The sequence below is a fragment of the Sphingomonas kyungheensis genome, assembly GCF_037120395.1.
GTDB lineage: Bacteria > Pseudomonadota > Alphaproteobacteria > Sphingomonadales > Sphingomonadaceae > Sphingomonas > Sphingomonas kyungheensis.
In genome coordinates, this window is the sequence record NZ_JBBBDM010000006.1 from 1 (window position 1) to 19,807 (window position 19,807).

Genomic DNA, 19,807 nt, shown 5'->3' on the forward strand with positions numbered 1-19,807 from the left:
CGCCAGACACCGACAAGCCGCCGCCCGCATGTCCCTTCATCAAATTACAATGTCAAAGAGCCGACAAAAACACCGGCGCTTCGTCAACCCTCTTTGTGGGAGGGTGACACCAGCACCAGATTTTCGGTGACCGAAGCAGCGAACCGTGTGGCCCGTCGCTGCGGTGACGCCCCTCTAGGCGGGGTGATCGGAGCCGTCAAACGCTTTTTGCATTTTTTCCGTCACAAATCGCGCGGCGACGGATTTCCGCGGGTTTACGCGATGTGAAGAAGCGCGCCACTAAGGGGAGCAATGTCCGTCAGCCGCCCCGATTCCACCGAATCCTTCGCCCAGTCCGTACGGCGCGCGGTGATCTGGCGCTCGGGCAGCCAGATCGGCGCGCAGCTGGTGCAATGGGCGGCGACCTTTCTCGTCATCCGCATCCTCGATCCGCGTGATTACGGCCTCTACGCGATGACCGGGGTGGTGCTGGTCTTCCTCAACATGCTCAACGGCTATGGCCTGGCGAGCGGGCTGATCCAGCGCGACGACGTCACGCCGCGGCAGGTGCGGCAGCTGTTCGGCATGCTCATCACGCTCAACCTGTCGCTCGCCGTGGCGCAGATCGCGCTCGCGCCGCTCGCGGCCGCCTATTACCGCCAGCCGGAGGTGGCGGCGCTGCTGCGCGTGCAGACGCTGATCTATCTGTGCACGCCCTTTTCCGCGCTGTCCTACGCCTTGCTCAGCCGCGGGATGGCGTTTCGCGAGCTGGCGACGGCGAATCTCGCCGCCTCGCTCGCCGGGGCGGTCACCGCGCTCGCCGGCGCGCGGGCGGGACTCGGCGTATGGACCTTGGTGTGGGCGCCGATCGCGCTCTATGCGGTGCGCGCGACGATGCTGACGATCGGCGCGCGGTCGCTGATCTGGCCGAGCTTCGACTTTCGCGGCGCCGGGCATCTCGCCCGCTACGGCGGGATGATGGCGGCGGGGCAGTTCTTCTGGTTCCTGCAAAGCCAGGCCGACGTGTTCATCGGCGGCCGGCATTTCGATGCGCACCGGCTCGGCATCTACACCACCGCGCTCTTCCTCGCGCAGATCTTCGTGTCGAAATTCGTGCCGCCGCTCAACGAGGTGGCGTTCAGCGCCTATGCGCGCATCCAGCATGACGGCGAGGCCGTCGCGCGCGGCTTCATCCGCGCGGTGCGGCTGATCATGGCACTGGCGCTGCCCTTCTACCTCGGGCTCGCGGCGACCGCCGAGCCGCTGGTGCTGACGATGCTCGATTCGAAATGGGCGGAGGTGGTGCCGGTGGTGCGGCTGATCGCGCTGGCGATGCCGTTCATGACGGTGCAGGTGCTGTTCTCGCCGGCGTGCGATGCGCGCGGGCGACCCGGGATCGGCGCGCGCAACGGCGCGACCGGCGCGGTGCTGCTCGGTCTCGCTTTCCTGGTCGGCGTGCGCTGGGGGCCGATCGGCCTCGCCGCGAGCTGGCTCGTCGCCTATCCGCTCTATCTGATCGCGAGCAGCCGCCGCTCGCTGCCGGTGATCGGCATCCGTGGGCGCGACCTGTTCGGCGCGGTCGCCGCGCCGGCGCTCGCCGCGCTGGTGATGGCGGCGGGCGTGCGGCTGGTCGACTCGCTGCTGCCGCCGCTCGCGCCGCCGCTGCGGCTCGCCGCGCTGGTCGCCACCGGGGTCGCGCTCTACGGCAGCGGGATGCTGCTGCTCGCCCGCCCGCTGATCCGCGAGCTGATCGCGCTGCTGCGCAAACAGCCGCTGCCCGGCTGATCAGCCGCGCTGGATATAGTCGCGCATCGCCGCGGCCTCCGCCTCGATCCGGTCGATGCGATGTTTGACGAGGTCGCCGATCGAGACGAAGCCGGCCAGCCGCGCGCCATCGATCACCGGCAGATGGCGGATGCGCCGCCGCGTCATCAGCGACAGCGCGCCGATCACCGGCTCGGATGGCGCGACCTGCTGCACCGGCTTAGTCATCACCTGTGCGAGCGGCGCGTCGAGCGCGGCGACGCCCTGCCTGGCGAGCGAATAGACGACGTCGCGTTCGGAGACGATGCCGACCACCGTGCCGTCGTCGATCACCGGCACCGCGCCGATCCGCCGTTCGGCGAGCAGGCGGACCGCCTGCCCCAATGTCGCATCGCTGGGCAGCGACACGACCTCGCTGCCCTTGTCACGCAGGATCGCCGCGATCGTCATCCATCCTCTCCTCGCTTCCCGACTCCGTCCGATGCGGAGTCGATGACACGGCAGGAGATCATGTTTGCAGCGACTTGGCAAAGCCGCCGGCACGCCGTCACGAAAAAGGCCGGCTCCTGGCGGAACCGGCCCTTCGACATGACGCGATCGACGGCGGATCACTCCGCGGCGGGTGCATCCACGGCGGGCGCGCGAACGCGGCGGCGACGCGGCTTGGGCGCCTCCTCCCCGTCGTTGGCCGCAGCGATGTTGAGCGACGGCGGCAGCCGGTCGGCATCGACGCCGTTGCTCTCCGCAACGGGCGCCGCCTCGGCGGGAGCGGCGGTCGCCTCCGCCTCGGGCTGCGCGTCGCGGCGCGGGCGGCCGCGGCGCGGGCGCGGCGCGAGCACCGGCGAATCGGCTTCCAGCACCGCTTCGGTGCGCTGCTGGAGATCCTCGCCCTCGGCGAGCGGATCGGCGCGGCGCTGGCCGGCGACCTCGACCGGCGTCTCGCTCTCGAAGCGTGGGCGGCGGGTGCGATCCTCGCGCTGCGGACGATCGTCGCGCGCGGCGCGTTCCTCGCGCTGCGGCTGGGCGCGCTCGTCGCGATTGCCACGGTCTTCCCACTGGCGCGGCTGGCGCTCGCCGCGGGCCTCGCGCTGGCCCTGGTCGTTCCGTCCCTGATCGCGCTGGTTCTGTTCGCGCTGGCCCTGCTCGCCGTCCTGATCGCCGGCGCGGATCGGTTCGCCCTCGTCGCCGTAATCGTCGTCGTCGTTGAGGTCGAAGGGCTGCTGCCGCTTGGGCTGATTGTCCTCGAACCGGCCGCGCTGATCGGCGATCACGCGGAAATAATGATCGGCGAACTGGAGGTAATATTCGGTATTGACCCGATCGCCCTGCCGCTGCGCCTCGCCGGCGAGATTTTTGTATTTCTCGAACAACTGGTTCGCGTTGCCGCGCGCGCGGCTGTCGATACGGTTGCCGTTGTCGGGCCGGCCCTGGCCGCCCTGGCGGGGGCCGTTATTGCCACCATTGTTACCGCCACGACCGCGACGGCGGCCGTTCTGCTGCCGATTGTTGATCAAGCTACTGTCCCATGATCAGAGTTAAATGGTCCCTGGACAACCAATCCGGTCGATCGCGGCCTGTCCGCATCGACCAGCCCGACCCGGCACATGCCGGTCGAACCAAGCGCCCTTCCGGGTCGCCGCGCGCCAAAGCAACGCTCGAGCCTGCCACGGCCACCGCGACGGTGGCGTCATGACGAAGGATGCGGGGTCAGCGCCTGACGGTGCGGCCAAAGCGAATGGCGAAAGCTGCTGCAACGTGCCCCGGCCCGACCAATAGCTGGCGCAAGGCCGCTCCGACAAGCGAAATATGCGGACGATGCGTGCCGATTTCAAGCTGCGGCGTCCTGCTCGACCAGCAGGCAGCGGTCGCGCCCGCCGAGATCGCGGTGCAATGTCGCCGTCAGCCCCGCCGCGGCGAACAGCGCGGCCACCGCCGCCGCCTGGCGATGACCAATCTCGACCGCGGCGCAGCCTCTCGCCGCGATCAGTCGCGGCAGCTGGCGGGCGAGGATCCGATAGTCGTCGAGCCCGTCGGCGCCGGCGAACAGCGCCGCCGCCGGTTCGTGTGCGCGCACCTCGTCGGGGAGCGGCTCGTCGCTGCCGATATAGGGCGGGTTGGCGAGGACGAGGTCGAACGCCGCATCGACCGCCGCCGCCCAGTCGCCGCGCACGAAACCGGCGCGCGACGCGAGGCCGAGCCGCGCCGCATTGGCGCGCGCATAATCGAGCGCGACCGGCGAACGGTCGATCCCCAGCCCGCGCGCCTGCGGCCATTCGTCGAGCGCGGCGAGCAGCAACGTCCCCGGCCCGGTCCCGAGATCGAGGATGGTGCGCGGCGTCGCGCCCCGCGCCAAAGCGGCGGTGAGCAGCGTCTCGCTGTCGGGGCGCGGCACCAGCACGCCGGGGCCGACCGCCAGCTCGATCGTCCAGAAGCCGCGCCGCCCGGTGATATAGGCGACCGGCTCGTGCGCCGCACGCCGTTCGACCAGCGCCGCAAAGCCGGGCGGCACGACGCGCGCCGGATCGAGCAGCAGCTGCGTCCGCTCGATCCCCAAGGCATGCGCCATCAGCAGCTCGGCATCGAGCCGTGCGGTCGGCGAGGCGAAGCGCGCCGCGGCGGCGGCGAGCGTCGCGTGCATCGTGCGGGCGAGGTCGGTCATGCGGGTGTCACCTGCGGCCCCTTCCCTGACCTTGTCTGTGACTTGGCCACCTTAGTTCGTCATCCCGGCGCAGGCCGGGATCCATGGACACGGTAACGACGTGAGACGCGCACCATCGGCCGCCCGTAACCATGTATCCCGGCCTTCGCCGGGATGACGAATCGAGGGTCGTGTCGAACGTGGAATACCACACCGCGCGCGCCGAACGCCCCTCACCCGTCGAGCGACGCGAGCCGTTCCGCCTCGTCCTGCGCGATCAGCGCGCCGATCAGTTCGTCCATCTCGCCTTCGAGGATCTCGGGCAGGCGATGCAGCGTCAGGTTGATGCGGTGGTCGGTCACCCGCCCCTGCGGGAAATTATAGGTGCGGATCCGCTCCGACCGGTCGCCCGATCCCACCATCGCCCGCCGCGTGCCCGAGCGTTCGGTGGCGAGCCGCTCGCGCTCCGCCTCATAGAGCCGGGTCCGCAGCACCTTGAGCGCCTTGGCCTTGTTCTTGTGCTGCGACTTCTCGTCCTGCTGGATGACGACGAGCCCGGTCGGCAGGTGGGTGATGCGCACCGCGCTGTCGGTGGTGTTGACCGACTGGCCGCCCGGCCCCGACGAACGATAGACGTCGATGCGCAGATCCTTCGCCTCGTCGATCCGCACGTCGACATCCTCCGCCTCGGGCAGCACCGCGACCGTCGCGGCGGAGGTGTGGATGCGCCCGCCCGCCTCGGTCGCGGGCACGCGCTGGACGCGGTGGACGCCCGCCTCGAACTTCAGCTTGGCGAACACGCCGGTGCCGGTGACCGAGGCGACCACCTCCTTGAACCCGCCCGCATCCGATGACGAGCCGCTGATCAGCTCGACGCGCCAGCCCTGCCGCTCGGCATAACGCTGGTACATGCGGAACAGGTCGCCGGCGAACAGCGCCGCCTCGTCACCGCCGGTGCCGGCGCGGATTTCGAGCATCGCCGCGCGCGCATCGGCGGCGTCGCGGGGCAGCAGCGCGAGCGCGAGCCGGCGGTCGGCAGCGTCGAGCGCGGTGCGATTGTCGCGCAGCTCCTCGGCGGCCATCAGCCGCAATTCCTCGTCGCCGGTATCCTCCGCCATATAGGCGAGGCTGTCGGCCTCCTGCCGCAGCCGCCGCACCTCGCCCGCCGCGATCGCGACGGGTTCGAGCTCGGCATATTCCTTCGACACCGCGACGAAGCGGTCGGAGGGCAGATCGCCCGTCGCCATCAGCGCCTGCAATTCGTCGCGCCGCGCCTCGATCTGCGCGATCCGCTCGGGGGAGATGGTGGTCATCGACCCATCCTCCGGGCGGTGGAGCGTGTGCGGAAGCCCCCCACCGTCAGCGCGCCGCGCTGCCACCTCCCCGTGCCGGGGAGGAAGTCCCCCGCGGTCATCGCAGCGCCTCGGCGAGATCGGCGAAGGCCACCTGTCGCTGCTCGCCGCTCGCCAGCGTCTTGAGCTGCGCGACGCCCGCCGCCAACTCGTCGTCGCCGAGGATGATCGCGGTGCGGGCGCCGAGCGCGTCCGCCTTGGCGAGCCGCTGCTTCATCTTGCCCTTATAGGCCATGTCGACCGCGACGCCGGCGCGGCGCAGCTCGGCGACGAGGCCGGTCGCCCGCGCTTCCGCCGCCGCGCCCATCGGCACGACCACCGCGTCGATCGAGGCTGCCGCCGGCTCCGCGAGCAACATCGCCAGCCGCTCGACGCCCGCCGCCCAGCCGACGCCCGCGGTCGGCGCGCCGCCGAGGCTCTCGACCAGCCCGTCATAGCGGCCGCCGGCCAGCACCGTCCCCTGTGCGCCGAGCCGGTCGGTGACGAACTCGAAGGCGGTGTGGCGGTAATAATCGAGCCCGCGCACCAGCCGCGGATTGCGCGTCCACGCCACCCCGGCCGCATCGAGCCCGGCGGTGACCGCGTCGAAGAAGGCACGCGCCTCGGCCGTCAGAAAGGCATCGATGTCGGGCGCGGCATCGGCGATCGGCCGGTCACGCGGATCCTTGGAATCGAGGATGCGCATCGGGTTCTTGTCGAGCCGGACGAGGCTGTCCTCGGACAGCGCGCCGCGATGCGCCTCGAAATGCGCGACGAGGCCCGCCCGCCACGCCTCGCGCGTCTCGGCATCGCCCAAGGTGTTGAGCTGCAGCGTCACACCCTCGGCGATCCCGAGTTCGCGCAGCAGCTGGTCCGCCATCACCAGCAATTCGACGTCCGCCGCCGGCTCGGCCGCGCCGAGCACCTCGGCATCGATCTGGTGGAACTGGCGATAGCGCCCCTTCTGCGGGCGTTCGTAGCGGAACACCGCGCCGCTCGTCGTGATCTTGAGCGGCGCATATTGCTGCCAGCCCTCGGTCAGGAAGGCGCGCGCGATCCCCGCGGTGAATTCGGGCCGCAGCGTCAGCGAATCGCCGCCACGATCGGGGAAGGTGTACATCTCCTTCGACACGACATCGGTGGTCTCGCCGATCGAGCGCGCGAACACCTCGGTCGCCTCGAACACCGGCAGGTCGACGCGGCCGAAGCAATACAGGCGCCGCACGCGTTCGAAGGTGTCGAGCACCTGCGCGAAGCGGCGTTGTTCGTCGCCAAAGATGTCCTGGGTCCCGCGCACCCGGCGCGGCGTTTCGATACGGGCCATATGCGGGCGCTATCTAGGCGAGCCCGCTGCCAAGCGCTAGCACCCGCGCATGAGCCATCCGCAACGTTTTGGGGGAATCGGCAGCCGCATCGCGCCGCCGCGATTCGCGCTGTTCGCCGTGGTCTTCGCGATCGGCCTGGCGGTGCTGATCCCGCGGCTGGGCGCGGGGCGCGGCGCGATGGCGTCGTTCGATACCGCCGCGATCGTCTTCCTGCTGTCCGTCTCGACGCTGTTCGGCCATGGCGAGGCGGCCCGGATGCGGCAGACGGCGCGCGACAATGACGCCAACCGCGCGCTGCTGCTGGCGATCACCGCGGCGACGATGGTGGTGATCCTGGTCGCGGTGGCAGGCGAGCTGAAGGGCCGCAACGATGCCTTTGCGATCGCGCTCGTCATCACCACGCTCGTGCTCGCCTGGCTGTTCTCCAACATGGTCTATGCGCTGCATTACGCGCATCTCTTCTACCTCGCCGATGGCGAGGATGCGGCGGCGGACGCCGGCGGACTCGAATTCCCGTCGTGCAAGGAACCCAATTACTGGGACTTCCTCTATTTCAGCGCGACGCTGGGCATGACCTTCCAGACCTCCGACGTGTCGATCACCTCGCGCCGCATCCGCCGCGTCGTGCTCGGCCATTGCCTCGCCGCCTTCGTCTTCAATCTCGGCGTGCTGGCGTTCACGATCAACGTGCTGGGCGGCGGCGGCAATTAGGCCGCCGACCGGGGCGTGACGGGGGATCCCGCCGGCGCTTCGCCACCCGCCGGTCCTCGCCGCACCGTCATCGGCAAAGGACTGGACGGGTGACCTTTTGGGCGCTTACACTTTCGCCATTCCTTCAGCTGAAAGCGCTCCATGATCCGCACGTCCGCCGTCGTCTTCCTGCTCTCCGCCGCCGCGCCCGCCTTTGCCCAGGTGCCCGCCGGCAACAGCGCGCCGCAGCCGGCGCCGTTCGTCGATACGATCCCCGCCCCGCGCGACGTCCCCTATCCCGGCACGCTCAAGGTCGCGGTCGATGCCACGGATACCGATCGCGGCATCTTCCGGGTCAAGGAGACGATCCCCGTCGCGCAGGCCGGCGCGATGGCCCTGCTCTTCCCCAAGTGGCTGCCGGGCGCGCATTCGCCGCGCGGCGAGATCGAGAAGCTCGCCGGACTGGTGATCCGCGGCAACGGCCGCATCCTGCCGTGGACGCGCGATCCGGTCGACGTCTTCGCCTTCCACATCGACGTGCCTGCCGCGGTGAAGACGCTGGACGTCGAATTCCAGTTCCTGTCGGCGACCAAGCCCGATCAGGGCCGCATCGCGGTGACCCCCAACCTCATCAGCATGCAGCCCAATTCGGTCAGCCTCTATCCGGCGGGCTATTTCACCCGGCAGATCCCGGTGCAGATGACGGTGACCTATCCGACCGGCTGGACCGCGGCGAGCGCGCTGCCGTCCAAGGCGGCGGGATCGACTTACACCTACGACAAGACCAATTACGAGATCCTGGTCGATTCGCCGATGCTCGCCGGCCGCTACGGCAAGACCTGGCCGCTCAGCCCGCGCGTCAACCTCAACGTCTTCGCCGATTCGCCAGACCTGCTCGCCGCCAAGCCCGAGCAGATCGACGCGCACAAGCGGCTGGTCGATCAGGCGGTAAAGACCTTCGGCGCCCAGCATTACGACCATTATGACTTCCTGCTGTCGCTGTCCGACCAATTGGGCGGCATCGGCCTCGAACATCATCGCAGCTCGGAAAACGGCTCGCGGCCGACCTATTTCACCGAATGGGACAGCAACGTCGCCGCGCGCAACCTGCTGCCGCATGAATTCACCCACAGCTGGGACGGCAAGTTCCGCCGCGGCGCCGATCTGTGGACGCCCGATTACCGCACGCCGATGCGCGGATCCTTGCTGTGGGTCTATGAGGGGCAGACGCAATTCTGGGGCTATGTGCTGCAGGCACGCTCGGGCCTGGTCAGCAAGCAGGATACGCTCGATGCCTATGCGGGCATCGCCGGCAATTACGACCTCGCCCCGGCGCGGCGCTGGCGCGACCTCGTCGACACCACCAACGATCCGGTGATCTCCGCGCGCAAGCCGAAGGGCTGGACGAGCTGGCAACGGTCGGAGGATTATTACAACGAAGGCCTGCTGGTCTGGATGGAGGTCGACGCGATGCTCCGCCAGCAGTCGGGCGGCACCAAGTCGATCGACGATTTCGCCCGCGCCTTCTTCGGCGTGCGCGACGGCGACTGGGGCGAGCTGACCTATCGCTTCGAGGATGTCGCCGCGACGCTCAACGCGATCCAGCCTTATGACTGGGCCGGCTTCCTCACCAAGCGGCTGACCGAGACCGGCCAGCGGGCACCGGTCGACGGTTTCGCGATGAACGGCTATACGCTCGTCTATGGTCCCGAGCCGACCAAATACTTCACCAATGCGGAAAAGAGCGGGACGATCAACGTCACCTATTCGGTCGGCCTGTCGATCGCCAAGGATGGCGAGGTCGCGCAGGTGATCTGGGATTCGCCCGCATTCAAGGCGGGGCTCGACGTCGGTACGGTAATCGCCGCGGTCAATGGCAATGCGTATAGCGGCGACGCGATGAAGGCGGCGATCGTCACTGCGCAAACGTCCAAGGATCCGATCCGTTTATTGCTCAAGAATGGGCCACGTTATCGTGAAGTTGCCATCGACTATCATGGTGGCCCGCGGTATCCGCACCTGCAGAAGACCGGCACCGGCGAAACCGGTCTCGACAAGCTTCTGATGCCGCGGTGAACCGCGGCCGACACGACTGACAAGGGAACTCCATGCGTATCGATCTGATTCCGGTCGGCAAGAACCCGCCCGACGACCTCAACGTCATCATCGAGGTGCCGACCGGCGGTGAGCCGGTGAAGTATGAATTCGACAAGGCGAGCGGCGCGCTGTTCGTCGACCGTATTCTGCACACGCCGATGCGCTACCCGGCTAATTACGGTTTCGTGCCGCATACGCTGTCGCCGGACGGCGATCCGCTCGACGCGCTGGTGATCGCACGCTCGCCCTTCATCCCAGGCTGCGTCGTCCGCGCCCGGCCGATCGCGGTGCTCAACCTCGAGGACGAGGCCGGCGGCGACGAGAAGCTGGTCTGCGTCCCCGTCGATCAGGTCTTTCCGTATTATTCGAACGTCGGCGGCCGCGCCGACGTGCCGGAGATCGTGTTCGAGCAGATCGAACACTTCTTCACGCACTATAAGGACCTCGAGAAGAAGAAGTGGGTGCGTGTCGGCACCTGGGGCGATCGCGACGAGGCCCGCCGCATCACGCTCGAGGCGATCGAACGCTATGACGCCGCCAAGGCGCAGGGCGAAGAGCCGCACAATCACGAAGTGCCGGGCCGCGAATAAGCCCGGGCAGGCGCCGGTTCAGCCGGCGCCTGCGGCAAGACGGGTCAGCGCCGCGCCGCTGACCCGCTGCACCGTCCATTCGTCCATGCCGATCGCGCCCATGCGGCGATAGAAAGCGATCGCGTCGCCGTTCCAGTTGAGCACCGACCATTCGAAGCGCGTACAGCCGCGCGCCACCGCCAGCCCCGCGACATGGCGGAGCAGCGCGCCGCCGACCCCGCGCCCGCGCGCCTCCGGCGTGACGTAGAGATCCTCCAGATAAACGCCACACCGACCGGTCCAGGTCGAGAAATTGTGGAAGAACAGCGCAAAGCCCTGCGCCACGCCGTCCGCCTCGGCGATCACCGCCTCCGCCGCCGGGCGCTCGCCGAACAGCGCCTCCGCCAGCAACTCCTCGGTCGCCACCACGGCATCGGGTTCGCGCTCGAACGCGGCCAGTTCGCGGACGAAGCGCAGGAGGGTGGCGACATCGTCGCGGGTGGCGGCGCGGATCATAAGGCAGCTTCCGTTTGCGGGGCGGGCGCCGGGCGGCGCACCGCGTAGAGACAGCCGGCGATGATGAACAGCGCACCGCCGACGGTATAGGGCGACACGCGCTCGCCGAAGACGAGCCAGCCGAACAGCGCCGACCAGATGAAGGCGGTATATTCGGTCGTCGCCAGGCTCTGCGCCTCGGCCCGCGCATAGGCCCAGGCGAGCGCCACCGCGGACACCGAGCCGAGTGCGGCGGCGAGCAGCACCGCCGGCAGCTGCCCCGGCTGCGGCAGGGTGCCGAACCACGGCGCGGCGAGCAGCATCCAGCCGCTCAGCACCAGGCTGGTGAACAGCGCCACCTCGATCGGATCGGCCGCCTGCGCCTGCTGGCGGAGCAGCACGAGGCTGACCGCATAGATCAGCGAGGCGGCGAGGATCGCGATGCTGCCCGCCACCACCGCGTCGGAGGCATGCGCCTGCACCTGTCCCGCCGCGATGATCAGCACGCCGAGACTGGCGACGAGCGACCCGGCGATCGCCGTGCGCCGGATCCGCTCGCCCAGCGCCAGCCCGGCGAGGAACAGCGCGATCAGCGGCGCCAGAAAGGTCAGCGCGACGCCCTGCGCCATCGGCACGCGGGCGAGCCCCCAGAAGAACAGCAGCACCGATGCGCCCCCGGTGCTCCCCCGCAGGACGTGCAGCCGCAGCGCGCGCCGCCCCGGCCAGCGCGTCCGCCGCGCGACGAACACCGGCGCGAGCAATGCCACCCCGACCAAAGACCGCCACAGCACAGCGGCATAGGCCCCGCTCGCGATCGACAGCCCCTTCATCACCGTGTCCATCGCCGAATAGACGGCGATCCCCGTCGCGGCGACGGCGAAGGCGGCATGGGTGGCAGCGGCGGGCTTCATCGGATCAGGCGGATGTCGAGGTCGAGACCGAGCTCGAGCCAGGCCCGATCGGCGGTCAGCACCGGAAGATTGCTGCGCATGGCGAGCGCGAGACAGGCGCGATCACCAAACGACAGGCCGCGACGACGCGTCAGCAGTCGCAAATCACCGACGATCCGCGCAAGCTCACCGTCAAAAGGATCAATGCTGAGCGGCAAGGCTGCCAGAAAGGCGTCGACATCGGCGCCCGCGCCGCCCCGTTCGAGGACTTTCGAATAGACCTCCCCCAGATTGACCGCCGAGAAATGGAAGGTTTGCCCTGGCCGGAGAAGCACCTCGCCGCCGACTTCGCCCAACAGGCCCGCCAACAGCACCGACGTGTCGACGACCTGGATCATTCTCCCCAGTCGGCGCGACGCTCGGCCAGGAACTGGTCAACGCTATAATCACGCATGGCTTCGCGCAGGCGATGGATCGCGTCCTGTCGTTCGTCTTCACGCCGCACAAACAATGTGCTGCCCGTCCGATCGACGCTGACCCGATCGCCCGGCGCCAGCCCAAGCTCCCGTGTCAGCTCGCCGGGAAGCGGCAGGCTGCCATCGGCAGCGAGTTGGGCGTGGTAGGTCATTGTGGGACCGTTGCCATATTTCTCACGCCGCGGCGACCGCCGGCACCGGCTGCGCCGCCGCCGCCGCCTCCGCCGCATCGATCTCGGCTGCCTTGGCCTCGACCAGCCGGACGATGTGGTCGATCATCCCCTCGTCCTGGACGTGATGATCGGTGACGCCGGACAGATAGACCATATGCTTGCCGTTGCCGCCGCCGGTGATGCCGATGTCGGTCTCGCGCGCCTCGCCGGGGCCGTTGACGACGCAGCCGAGCACCGACAGGCTCATCGGCGTGCGGATATGCTGCAGCCGTTCCTCCAGCGCCTGGACGGTGCGGATCACGTCGAAGCCCTGGCGCGCGCACGACGGGCAGGAGACGACGCGCACGCCGCGGTTGCGGATGCCGAGCGCCTTGAGGATCTCGAAACCGACGCGCACCTCGTCCTCGGGCTCGGCGGAGAGCGAGACGCGGATCGTGTCGCCGATCCCGTACCAGAGCAGGCTGCCGATACCGATCGACGACTTGACCGTGCCGCCGACGAAGCCCCCCGCCTCGGTGATGCCGAGGTGCAGCGGGCAATCCACCGCCTCGGCGAGCTGCTGATAGGCGGCGACCGCGAGGAACAGGTCGGACGCCTTCACCGCGACCTTATATTCGTGGAAGTCGTGGTCCTGGAGCAGCTTGATATGATCAAGCGCCGATTCGACCAAAGCATCCGGGCACGGCTCGCCATATTTTTCGAGCAGGTCCCTCTCGAGGCTGCCGCCGTTGACGCCGATGCGGATCGAACAGCCGTTCGCCTTGGCGGCGCGCACCACCTCGGCGACGCGCTCCGACGAGCCGATGTTGCCCGGATTGATCCGCAGGCAGGCCGCGCCGGCATCCGCCGCTTCCAGCGCGCGCTTGTAGTGGAAATGGATGTCGGCGACGATCGGCACGCGTGATCCGCGGACGATCTGCTTGAGCGCCGCGGTCGATTCGACGTCGGGGCAGGAGACGCGGATGATGTCGACGCCCGCCTCCTCGCAGCGGCGGATCTGATCGATCGTCGCGCGGATGTCGGGGGTGGGCGTGTTGGTCATCGTCTGCACGGTGACCGGCGCGTCGCCGCCGACGGGAACGGTGCCGACCATGATCTGGCGGCTCGGACGGCGGATGATATCGCGCCACGGACGTAAGGACATGGGGGATATATACAGCGTTCGGGTTGCGGTTCAAAGACGCTGGTGTAGGCGTCCCCCGGTGACGACGCCGCGCGCCCCGATCCCTCGCCACTATGGCCTCGACTGGCTGCGCGTCGCCGCCTTCGCGATCCTGATCGTCTATCATGTCGGCATGGTGTTCGTGCCCTGGGGGTTCCACGCCAAGAGCGCGCATGGCGCCGCCTGGGCGGTGCTGCCGATGCTCGCGGTCAATGCGTGGCGGCTCAGCCTGTTGTTCGTCGTCTCCGGCTATGCCTCGCGCGCGCTGCTCGGCCGTGCCGCCAGTCCCGGCCGCTTCCTGCGCCAGCGCAGCCTGCGCCTGCTCGTCCCCCTCGCCTTCGGCATCGCCGTCATCGTGCCGCCGCAACCTTGGGTCGAGCTGGTGACGCAGCATGGCTATGCCGGCGGCTTCCTTACCTTTTGGACGCACGATTACTTCCGGTTCGCGCCGCTCGGCGGGATCGTGCTGCCCGCGGTCAACCATCTGTGGTTCGTCCTCTACCTGTGGCTCTACACCGTCGTCCTCGTACTGCTCGTCATGCTGGTGCGCTGGCGCGGCGCCCAGCGGGCATTCGATACGATCTTCGGCGGGCCGGGACTGCTGGTGCTGCCGATCGCCTGGCTGGTGTGCATCCACGGCTGGTGGTTCCCGATGGGCTATGAGACGCAGAATCCGTTCGACGATGCGATGGCGCATTGCCTCTATCTCCCCGCCTTCCTGTTCGGCTTCGCGCTGGCGGGGTCGGCGCCGGTGATCGCCGCCTGCGTGCGGTGGCGGTGGCCGGCGGCGGCGCTGGCGCTCGCCGGCTATGGCGTCATCCTCGCCATCGAGCTCGGTCAGAGCCCGATCGCGCCGCGCTGGCTCTATCCCGTCTACGGCGCCGCGCATGCGGTGCAGCAATGGGGGGCGATCGTCGCGCTGCTCGGCTTTGCGGAGCGGCACTGGAACCGCGATTCGGGGCTGCGCCCGACGCTGACCGAAGCCGTCTTCCCCTTCTATCTCGTCCATCAGACGATCCTCGTCGTCGTCGCCTATTGGCTGATCCCGGCGGGCCTGCCGGGCGGCGTCGAATTCCTGTTGCTCGTCGCGGCGACGATCCTCGGCTGCTTCGCCTTCTACCGGATCGGCCGGCGGATCGCGTGGCTGCGCCCGCTGATCGGCCTGCGCCCGTTGCCCCACCCCAAGCCCGAGGTTGCCCCATGACCGCCACGCCAGACTGGTCGCTCGTCCTCCACGGCGGCGCCGGATCGATCGAGCGCCACCGGCTCACCGCCGCGCAGGACGAGGGCGTCCGCGCCGCGCTCGGCCTCGCGCTCGATGCCGGCGGCGCGATCCTCGCCGACGGCGGCAGCGCGCTCGACGCGGTCGAGGCGGCGGTGCGCGTGCTGGAGGAGGACCCGCATTTCAACGCCGGCCGCGGCGCCGCCTTCAGCCGCGACGGGACGATCGAGCTCGACGCGGCGATCATGGACGGGCGCAGCCGGGCCGCCGGCGCGGTCGCCGGCCTGACCGTGACCCGCTCGCCGGTCGGCCTCGCCCGCCGGGTGATGGAGGCGAGCCCGCATGTGCTGCTGAGCGGCGCGGGAGCCGAAGCCTTCGCCCGCGAACAGGGGATCGCCGCGGTCGACCCCGGCTGGTTCGCCACCGACGAACGCCGCCGCCAGCTCGACGAACTGCTCGCGCGCAACGCCGACGCCTTCGATGTCGACATGAAATACGGCACGGTCGGCGCGGTGGCACGCGACCGCGCCGGCAGCCTCGCCGCGGCGACCTCGACCGGCGGCGTCACCGGCAAGCGCTGGGGCCGGATCGGCGATTCGCCGCTGATCGGCGCGGGCACCTTTGCCGACGACCGATCGGTCGCGGTGTCGTGCACCGGATCGGGCGAATATTTCATCCGCATCGGCGTCGGCCATGAGATCGGCGCGCGCGTCCGCCTGTCGGGCGAGTCGCCGCAGGCCGCCGCCGATGCGGTGATGGCGGAGGTGCGCGCGCTCGGCGGCACCGGCGGCGTCATCGTCACCGCCCCCGGCGGCGAGGCGGTGTGGAGCTTCACCACCCCCGGCATGTACCGCGCCCGCGCCACCGCCGCCGGGCTGCGCGAGGTGGCGGTCTACGGCGACGAGTGACGCGGCTTGCCGCCTGTGCTGGTCCCTCCCGCCGGCTTCGAGCGCCCCTGCCCACCCGCATCGCATTGAGATAAGGCGCTTCTAGCCGTCGCGATCCGCCGCTATGGGCTACGCCCATGAAAATGCTCCGCTTTGTCGCCGCCGTGCTGCCGGCGCTGGGTTTCGCCGCGCCGGCGTCCGCCTATTGGGAATTCGGGCACCAGACGGTGGCGCGGATCGCTTATGCCAATGTCACGCCGCGCACGCAGGCGGCGATCCGCAGGCTGCTCGCCGAGACGCCGCTGCTCGACACGCCCGAATGTCCGGCGACGACGATCGAGGGGGCGAGCACCTGGGCCGATTGCGTCAAGCCGCTCAAGGGGCCGGACGGCAAGTCGCGCTTCGGCTATGCCTATAACTGGCACTTTCAGGACGTGAACATCTGCCAGCCGTTCACGCTCGAAGAGGCGTGCAAGGACGGCAATTGCGTCTCCGCGCAGATCACCCGCGACGTCGCGATCCTCAAGGATCGCCGCGCCCCCGCCAAGGCGCGCGCGCAGGCGCTCGTCTTCCTGATCCACTTCGTCGGCGATCTCCACCAGCCGCTCCACGCCGGCGAGAAGGGCGACAAGGGCGGCAACGACGTCGCCGCCGTCTATGGCGGCTATGGCCCGCGGCGCTTCAACCTCCATTCGATCTGGGACGGCACGCTCGCCGAGCGCGCGATCACCAGCGGTCCGTCGCTGGTGCGCCGCTACCCGGCGGCGGAGCGGCGCCGCATCGCCGCCGGGACCGTCACCGACTGGAGCCGCGAATCGTGGCAGGTCGCGCATGACGTCGTCTATGCGAGCGCGCTGCACGGCGACCCCTGCGCGCCCTCGCCTGCCAAGGTGAGGCTCGACGAGGCGACGATCGAGAAGATCGTCCCCGTCGCGCGGCTGGAGGTGGAGCGCGGCGGCCTGCGGCTGGCCAAGCTGCTCGATCAGGCGCTCGGCTGAGGCTGTCGCGCGGCGGCGCGGAGGGGGATGCGCGTGCGGCAGGCGCGGTCCGCCGCACGATTCGTCGCGGCTGACAAACCACAGCGCCTTGCGCGACGCTTCTGGGCGAACCCGAATCTAGGCCATCGCCCCCGCGCTGATCACCGGCTGCGTATCCTGCTCGCTGCACAGCACCACCAGCAGATTGGAGACCAGCGCCGCGCGCCGGTCGTCGTCGAAGGTGATGACGTTCTTGTCGGCGAGCTGCTTCACCGCCAGCTCGACCATCCCGACCGCGCCGTCGACCAGCGCGGTGCGCGCCGCGATCACCGCCTGCGCCTGCTGCCGGCGCAGCATCGCACCGGCGATCTCCTGGGCATAGGCAAGGTGGGTGAAGCCGCATTCGTCGACGGTGATCCCCGCCACCGCCAGCCGTGCGATCAGCTCGTCGCGCAGCGCGGCGCTGACCTGCGCATGGCCGGCGCGCAGCGTCACCTCATGCGGATCGTGATCGTCATAGGGATAGCGCGAGCCGATCGTCCGCACCGCCGCCTCGATCTGCACCTGCGTGAAGTCGCGGAAATAATCGACGTCGAACAGCGCCTGCGCCGTATCCGTGACGCGCCACACCACCTGCGCGGCGATCTCGATCGGGTTGCCGCGCAGGTCGTTGACCTTGATTTTCTCGGACAGGACGCTGTTCGCGCGGAGCGAGATCTTGCGGGCGGTCGCCCAGGGCAGCGTCCAGCGCAGGCCGGTGACGCGATCGGTGCCGTGATAGCGGCCGAACACGATGATCGCCGCGGCATGATTGGGCTGCAACATGTAGAAGCCCTTGGCGATGAAGATCACCCCGGCGACCGCCGCGATGAGAACGACATCGCCGATCACCGACCCGGCCGCCACCTGTGGCATAGCGACGATGCCGATCACCGCCAGCGCCGCGACGAGCGCGAGCATCGTGTAACCACCGGTCGCACCGGCCCGGCGCTCCTTCGAGCGCGTCAATTCCTGTTCCATCGCCGCCCCCGCGCTGCCCATCCTTCCTTATAGCGGCGGCGCAGGGGGCGAGGGCATCACGCCGGCAGATCGGGCGGGTCCGTCGAACCCGCCCCCACCGGCATGCGCGTCAGTTGAGCACCACCGTCACCGAGCGGCGGTTCTGCGCCCAGCTCGCTTCGTCCGACCCCAGCGCCACCGGGCGCTCCTTGCCGTAGCTGATCGTCGTCAGCCGCGACGGGTCGATGCCCCTGGCGACCAGATAGTTCTTCGCGGCATTGGCGCGGCGGTCACCCAGCGCGAGATTGTATTCGCGCGTGCCACGTTCGTCGGCATGGCCCTCGATCGTCGCCCGCACCTGCGGATAGCGCTGCAGCCACGTCGCCTGACTGTCGAGGATCGCGCGCGCCTCGCTGTCGATGTCGCTCTGGTCGAGGCCGAACAGAATCGTGTTCGAGCTGACCGAACGGCGGAAGTCGGCATCCGAACCCGGGACGATCGCGCCGACGGCATTACCGCTGGTGGCGGGCGGCGGCGTCATGCCGGCATTCTGATCGACCGGCGGCGGCGGCAGCTGCTTGGGCTTGTGCGCGCAGGCGCCGAGCGAGGCGAGCGCCGCAGCGGTCAGCAGGGTGTGGGTCAGTCTGGCCATCGTCGTATCTCCCGTGGATGATGAACGTATCGCGGATCAGGGGCGCAGCGGCCCCCAGGCAGGGTCCGACCCGTCGAGCGGCGTCGGGATCTTGCGTTCGACCTGTCCGGTCAGATCGACCATCCACAGATCCGCGCGCCCGCCGCTGCCCTGGCCGGTGCGATAGAAGGTGATGACGCGGCCGTTGGGCGACCAGCTCGGCCCCTCGTCCTGCCCGCCGGTGAGGATCTTCTCGCCCCCGCCGGACGGCGACATCGTGCCGATACGGAAGGCGCCGCCCAATTTGGTGAAGGCGATCAGGTCGCCGCGCGGGCTCCATACCGGCGTCGCATAGCGGCCGCCGCCGAAGCTGATCCGCTGCTGGCCCGATCCGTCGGCGTTCATCACATAGATCTGCTGCCCGCCCGACCGGTCGCTTTCGAAGACGATGCGCGATCCGTCGGGCGAATAGCTACCGCCGGTGTCGATCCCCGGCGAGGTGGTGAGCCGCTGCGGCGTGCCGCCCTGCGCCGAGACGCGGTAGATGTCGGTATTGCCGCCCTGCGCCATCGAGAAGAGGATCCAGCGCCCGTCCGGCGAGAAGCGCGGCGCGAAGGTCAGCGCGGCATTCTGCACCACCCGCCGCGGCCGCCCCGAGCCGAGATCGTAGACGTAGATCGACGGCCGGTCGTTCTCGTAGCTCATATAGACGATCGACTGCTGGTTCGGCGCGAAGCGCGGCGTCAGCACGATCGACTGACCGTTGGTGAGGAAACGGTGGTTGGCGCCGTCCTGGTCCATGATCGCCAGCCGCTTGATGCGCTTGCCCTTCGGCCCCGTCTCGCTGACGTAGACGACGCGGCTGTCGAAATAGGGGCCCTCGCCGGTCAGCCGCGCATAGACCATGTCGGCGCATTTGTGCCCGGCGCGGCGCCAGTCGGAGGGCGAGACGACGAAGCCCGAGCGGGTCAGCTCGATCTTCGACGACACGTCATACAGGTAGCAGCCGATCGTCAGATTGCCGTCGCCGGTGGCACGGACGAAGCCCTGCACCAGCGCCTGCGCCCCGGTGCCGCCCCAGTAATCGAACGCCGGCGCATTGACCTCCTGGAAGCCGACGGGCCGCAACTGCCCTGCGCCGAGCGGCGAGAACAGGCCGGAGTTCTTGAGATCGTTGGCGATGATCTCCGCCATCTGCCGGCCGAGCGCGTCGGTCGATCCGGCGGGGGTCGAGACGATCTGCGCGGTCGGCATCGCCGGGATCGCGATCGGCAGCGGAGCCGAGACGCCGCCGGTGACCGAGACCTCGAGCGGCGCCGCCTCCTGCCCCGCCGCGGTCGCCGGCTGCTGCGGCGTGGGGGCTGGCGCAGGCGCGGGTGCCGATGCGGTCTGGGCGAGCGCCGGCACGGCGGCGGTGACGGAAAGCGCGATGAGCAACGACCGGATCATGACCTCAAACCCTTTTCGCACCTGATTGTCCCGTGGAGACGCATGCCGTCCCC

The 19,807-nt window shown here is 69.4% G+C and carries 21 protein-coding genes; 8 read left to right on the plus strand and 13 right to left on the minus strand.

The features are described 5' to 3' along the window. Both V8201_RS12535 and V8201_RS12540 read left to right on the plus strand, forming a co-directional pair. A partial coding sequence (locus V8201_RS12535) for a hypothetical protein (RefSeq protein WP_336545518.1) occupies window positions 1-267 on the plus strand: 267 nt, incomplete at its 5' end. Window positions 268-291: 24 nt separating this feature from the next. Beyond that, window positions 292-1,764, plus strand: coding sequence for a lipopolysaccharide biosynthesis protein (locus tag V8201_RS12540; protein WP_336545519.1), 1,473 nt, complete (start codon window positions 292-294; stop codon window positions 1,762-1,764). On the opposite strand, the gene V8201_RS12545 is transcribed toward V8201_RS12540, so the two are convergent. From V8201_RS12545 to hisS, 5 genes are all read right to left on the minus strand, one after another. Beyond that, window positions 1,765-2,193, minus strand: coding sequence for a CBS domain-containing protein (locus V8201_RS12545; RefSeq protein WP_037536136.1), 429 nt, complete (start codon window positions 2,191-2,193; stop codon window positions 1,765-1,767). Window positions 2,194-2,351: 158 nt separating this feature from the next. Then, the gene (locus V8201_RS12550) at window positions 2,352-3,257 is read right to left on the minus strand and encodes a DUF4167 domain-containing protein (protein WP_037536133.1); all 906 of its coding nucleotides are present in this window, start codon (window positions 3,255-3,257) and stop codon (window positions 2,352-2,354) included. A gap of 314 nt (window positions 3,258-3,571) precedes the next feature. Continuing rightward, the gene (gene prmC / locus V8201_RS12555) at window positions 3,572-4,402 is read right to left on the minus strand and encodes a peptide chain release factor N(5)-glutamine methyltransferase (RefSeq protein ID WP_336545520.1); all 831 of its coding nucleotides are present in this window, start codon (window positions 4,400-4,402) and stop codon (window positions 3,572-3,574) included. Between the two features lie 212 nt (window positions 4,403-4,614). Continuing rightward, window positions 4,615-5,694 (minus strand): peptide chain release factor 1, encoded by a 1,080-nt coding sequence (gene prfA, locus V8201_RS12560; protein ID WP_037536130.1) that lies wholly within the window; start codon window positions 5,692-5,694, stop codon window positions 4,615-4,617. Between the two features lie 97 nt (window positions 5,695-5,791). Continuing rightward, window positions 5,792-7,036: a histidine--tRNA ligase gene (gene hisS / locus V8201_RS12565; protein ID WP_037536128.1), complete on the minus strand. Its 1,245-nt coding sequence runs from the start codon at window positions 7,034-7,036 to the stop codon at window positions 5,792-5,794. A gap of 49 nt (window positions 7,037-7,085) precedes the next feature. On the opposite strand from hisS, the gene V8201_RS12570 reads away from it, so the two are divergent. From V8201_RS12570 to ppa, 3 genes are all read left to right on the plus strand, one after another. Beyond that, window positions 7,086-7,748 carry a DUF1345 domain-containing protein gene (locus tag V8201_RS12570; protein WP_037536126.1) on the plus strand — a complete coding sequence of 221 codons (663 nt, stop codon included), beginning with the start codon at window positions 7,086-7,088 and terminating at the stop codon, window positions 7,746-7,748. 141 nt (window positions 7,749-7,889) lie between these two features. Further along, window positions 7,890-9,803, plus strand: a complete 1,914-nt coding sequence (locus V8201_RS12575; RefSeq protein WP_037536124.1) for a M61 family metallopeptidase — start codon at window positions 7,890-7,892, stop codon at window positions 9,801-9,803. A 32-nt stretch (window positions 9,804-9,835) separates the two neighbouring features. Beyond that, on the plus strand, window positions 9,836-10,414 hold the full coding sequence (gene ppa, locus V8201_RS12580; protein ID WP_037536123.1) for an inorganic diphosphatase: 579 nt from the start codon (window positions 9,836-9,838) through the stop codon (window positions 10,412-10,414). A gap of 18 nt (window positions 10,415-10,432) precedes the next feature. Here ppa and V8201_RS12585 read toward each other — a convergent pair whose 3' ends face one another. Genes V8201_RS12585 through ispG form a run of 5 tightly spaced genes read right to left on the minus strand, consistent with a single transcriptional unit; the run spans window position 10,433 to window position 13,571 of the window. Then, window positions 10,433-10,909: a GNAT family N-acetyltransferase gene (locus tag V8201_RS12585; RefSeq protein WP_336545521.1), complete on the minus strand. Its 477-nt coding sequence runs from the start codon at window positions 10,907-10,909 to the stop codon at window positions 10,433-10,435. After that, window positions 10,906-11,799, minus strand: coding sequence for a DMT family transporter (locus tag V8201_RS12590; RefSeq protein WP_037536121.1), 894 nt, complete (start codon window positions 11,797-11,799; stop codon window positions 10,906-10,908). Before V8201_RS12590 ends, V8201_RS12585 begins: the two co-directional genes overlap by 4 nt. Then, window positions 11,796-12,176, minus strand: a complete 381-nt coding sequence (locus tag V8201_RS12595) for a type II toxin-antitoxin system VapC family toxin (RefSeq protein WP_336545522.1) — start codon at window positions 12,174-12,176, stop codon at window positions 11,796-11,798. Before V8201_RS12595 ends, V8201_RS12590 begins: the two co-directional genes overlap by 4 nt. After that, window positions 12,173-12,406, minus strand: a complete 234-nt coding sequence (locus V8201_RS12600; RefSeq protein WP_336545523.1) for an AbrB family transcriptional regulator — start codon at window positions 12,404-12,406, stop codon at window positions 12,173-12,175. The genes V8201_RS12595 and V8201_RS12600 overlap by 4 nt, the downstream gene beginning before the upstream one ends. A 22-nt stretch (window positions 12,407-12,428) precedes the next feature. After that, window positions 12,429-13,571, minus strand: coding sequence for a flavodoxin-dependent (E)-4-hydroxy-3-methylbut-2-enyl-diphosphate synthase (gene ispG / locus V8201_RS12605; RefSeq protein WP_336545524.1), 1,143 nt, complete (start codon window positions 13,569-13,571; stop codon window positions 12,429-12,431). Window positions 13,572-13,629: 58 nt separating this feature from the next. Between ispG and V8201_RS12610 the strand changes: the two genes are divergently transcribed. From V8201_RS12610 to V8201_RS12620, 3 genes are all read left to right on the plus strand, one after another. Continuing rightward, window positions 13,630-14,793 carry an acyltransferase family protein gene (locus V8201_RS12610; RefSeq protein ID WP_336545525.1) on the plus strand — a complete coding sequence of 388 codons (1,164 nt, stop codon included), beginning with the start codon at window positions 13,630-13,632 and terminating at the stop codon, window positions 14,791-14,793. Continuing rightward, on the plus strand, window positions 14,790-15,719 hold the full coding sequence (locus V8201_RS12615) for an isoaspartyl peptidase/L-asparaginase family protein (RefSeq protein WP_336545526.1): 930 nt from the start codon (window positions 14,790-14,792) through the stop codon (window positions 15,717-15,719). The genes V8201_RS12610 and V8201_RS12615 overlap by 4 nt, the downstream gene beginning before the upstream one ends. 116 nt (window positions 15,720-15,835) lie before the next feature. Further along, window positions 15,836-16,696 carry a S1/P1 nuclease gene (locus tag V8201_RS12620; RefSeq protein WP_336545527.1) on the plus strand — a complete coding sequence of 287 codons (861 nt, stop codon included), beginning with the start codon at window positions 15,836-15,838 and terminating at the stop codon, window positions 16,694-16,696. 117 nt (window positions 16,697-16,813) lie between these two features. On the opposite strand, the gene V8201_RS12625 is transcribed toward V8201_RS12620, so the two are convergent. The 3 genes from V8201_RS12625 to tolB form a co-directional block, all read right to left on the minus strand. Continuing rightward, a complete protein-coding gene (locus V8201_RS12625) occupies window positions 16,814-17,695 on the minus strand; it encodes an SPFH domain-containing protein (RefSeq protein ID WP_336545528.1) in 882 nt (293 codons plus the stop codon). Between the two features lie 109 nt (window positions 17,696-17,804). After that, window positions 17,805-18,326, minus strand: coding sequence for a peptidoglycan-associated lipoprotein Pal (pal, locus tag V8201_RS12630; RefSeq protein WP_336545529.1), 522 nt, complete (start codon window positions 18,324-18,326; stop codon window positions 17,805-17,807). Window positions 18,327-18,362: 36 nt separating this feature from the next. Next, window positions 18,363-19,754, minus strand: a complete 1,392-nt coding sequence (gene tolB / locus V8201_RS12635; RefSeq protein WP_336545530.1) for a Tol-Pal system beta propeller repeat protein TolB — start codon at window positions 19,752-19,754, stop codon at window positions 18,363-18,365. Between the last annotated feature and the right edge of the window lie 53 nt (window positions 19,755-19,807).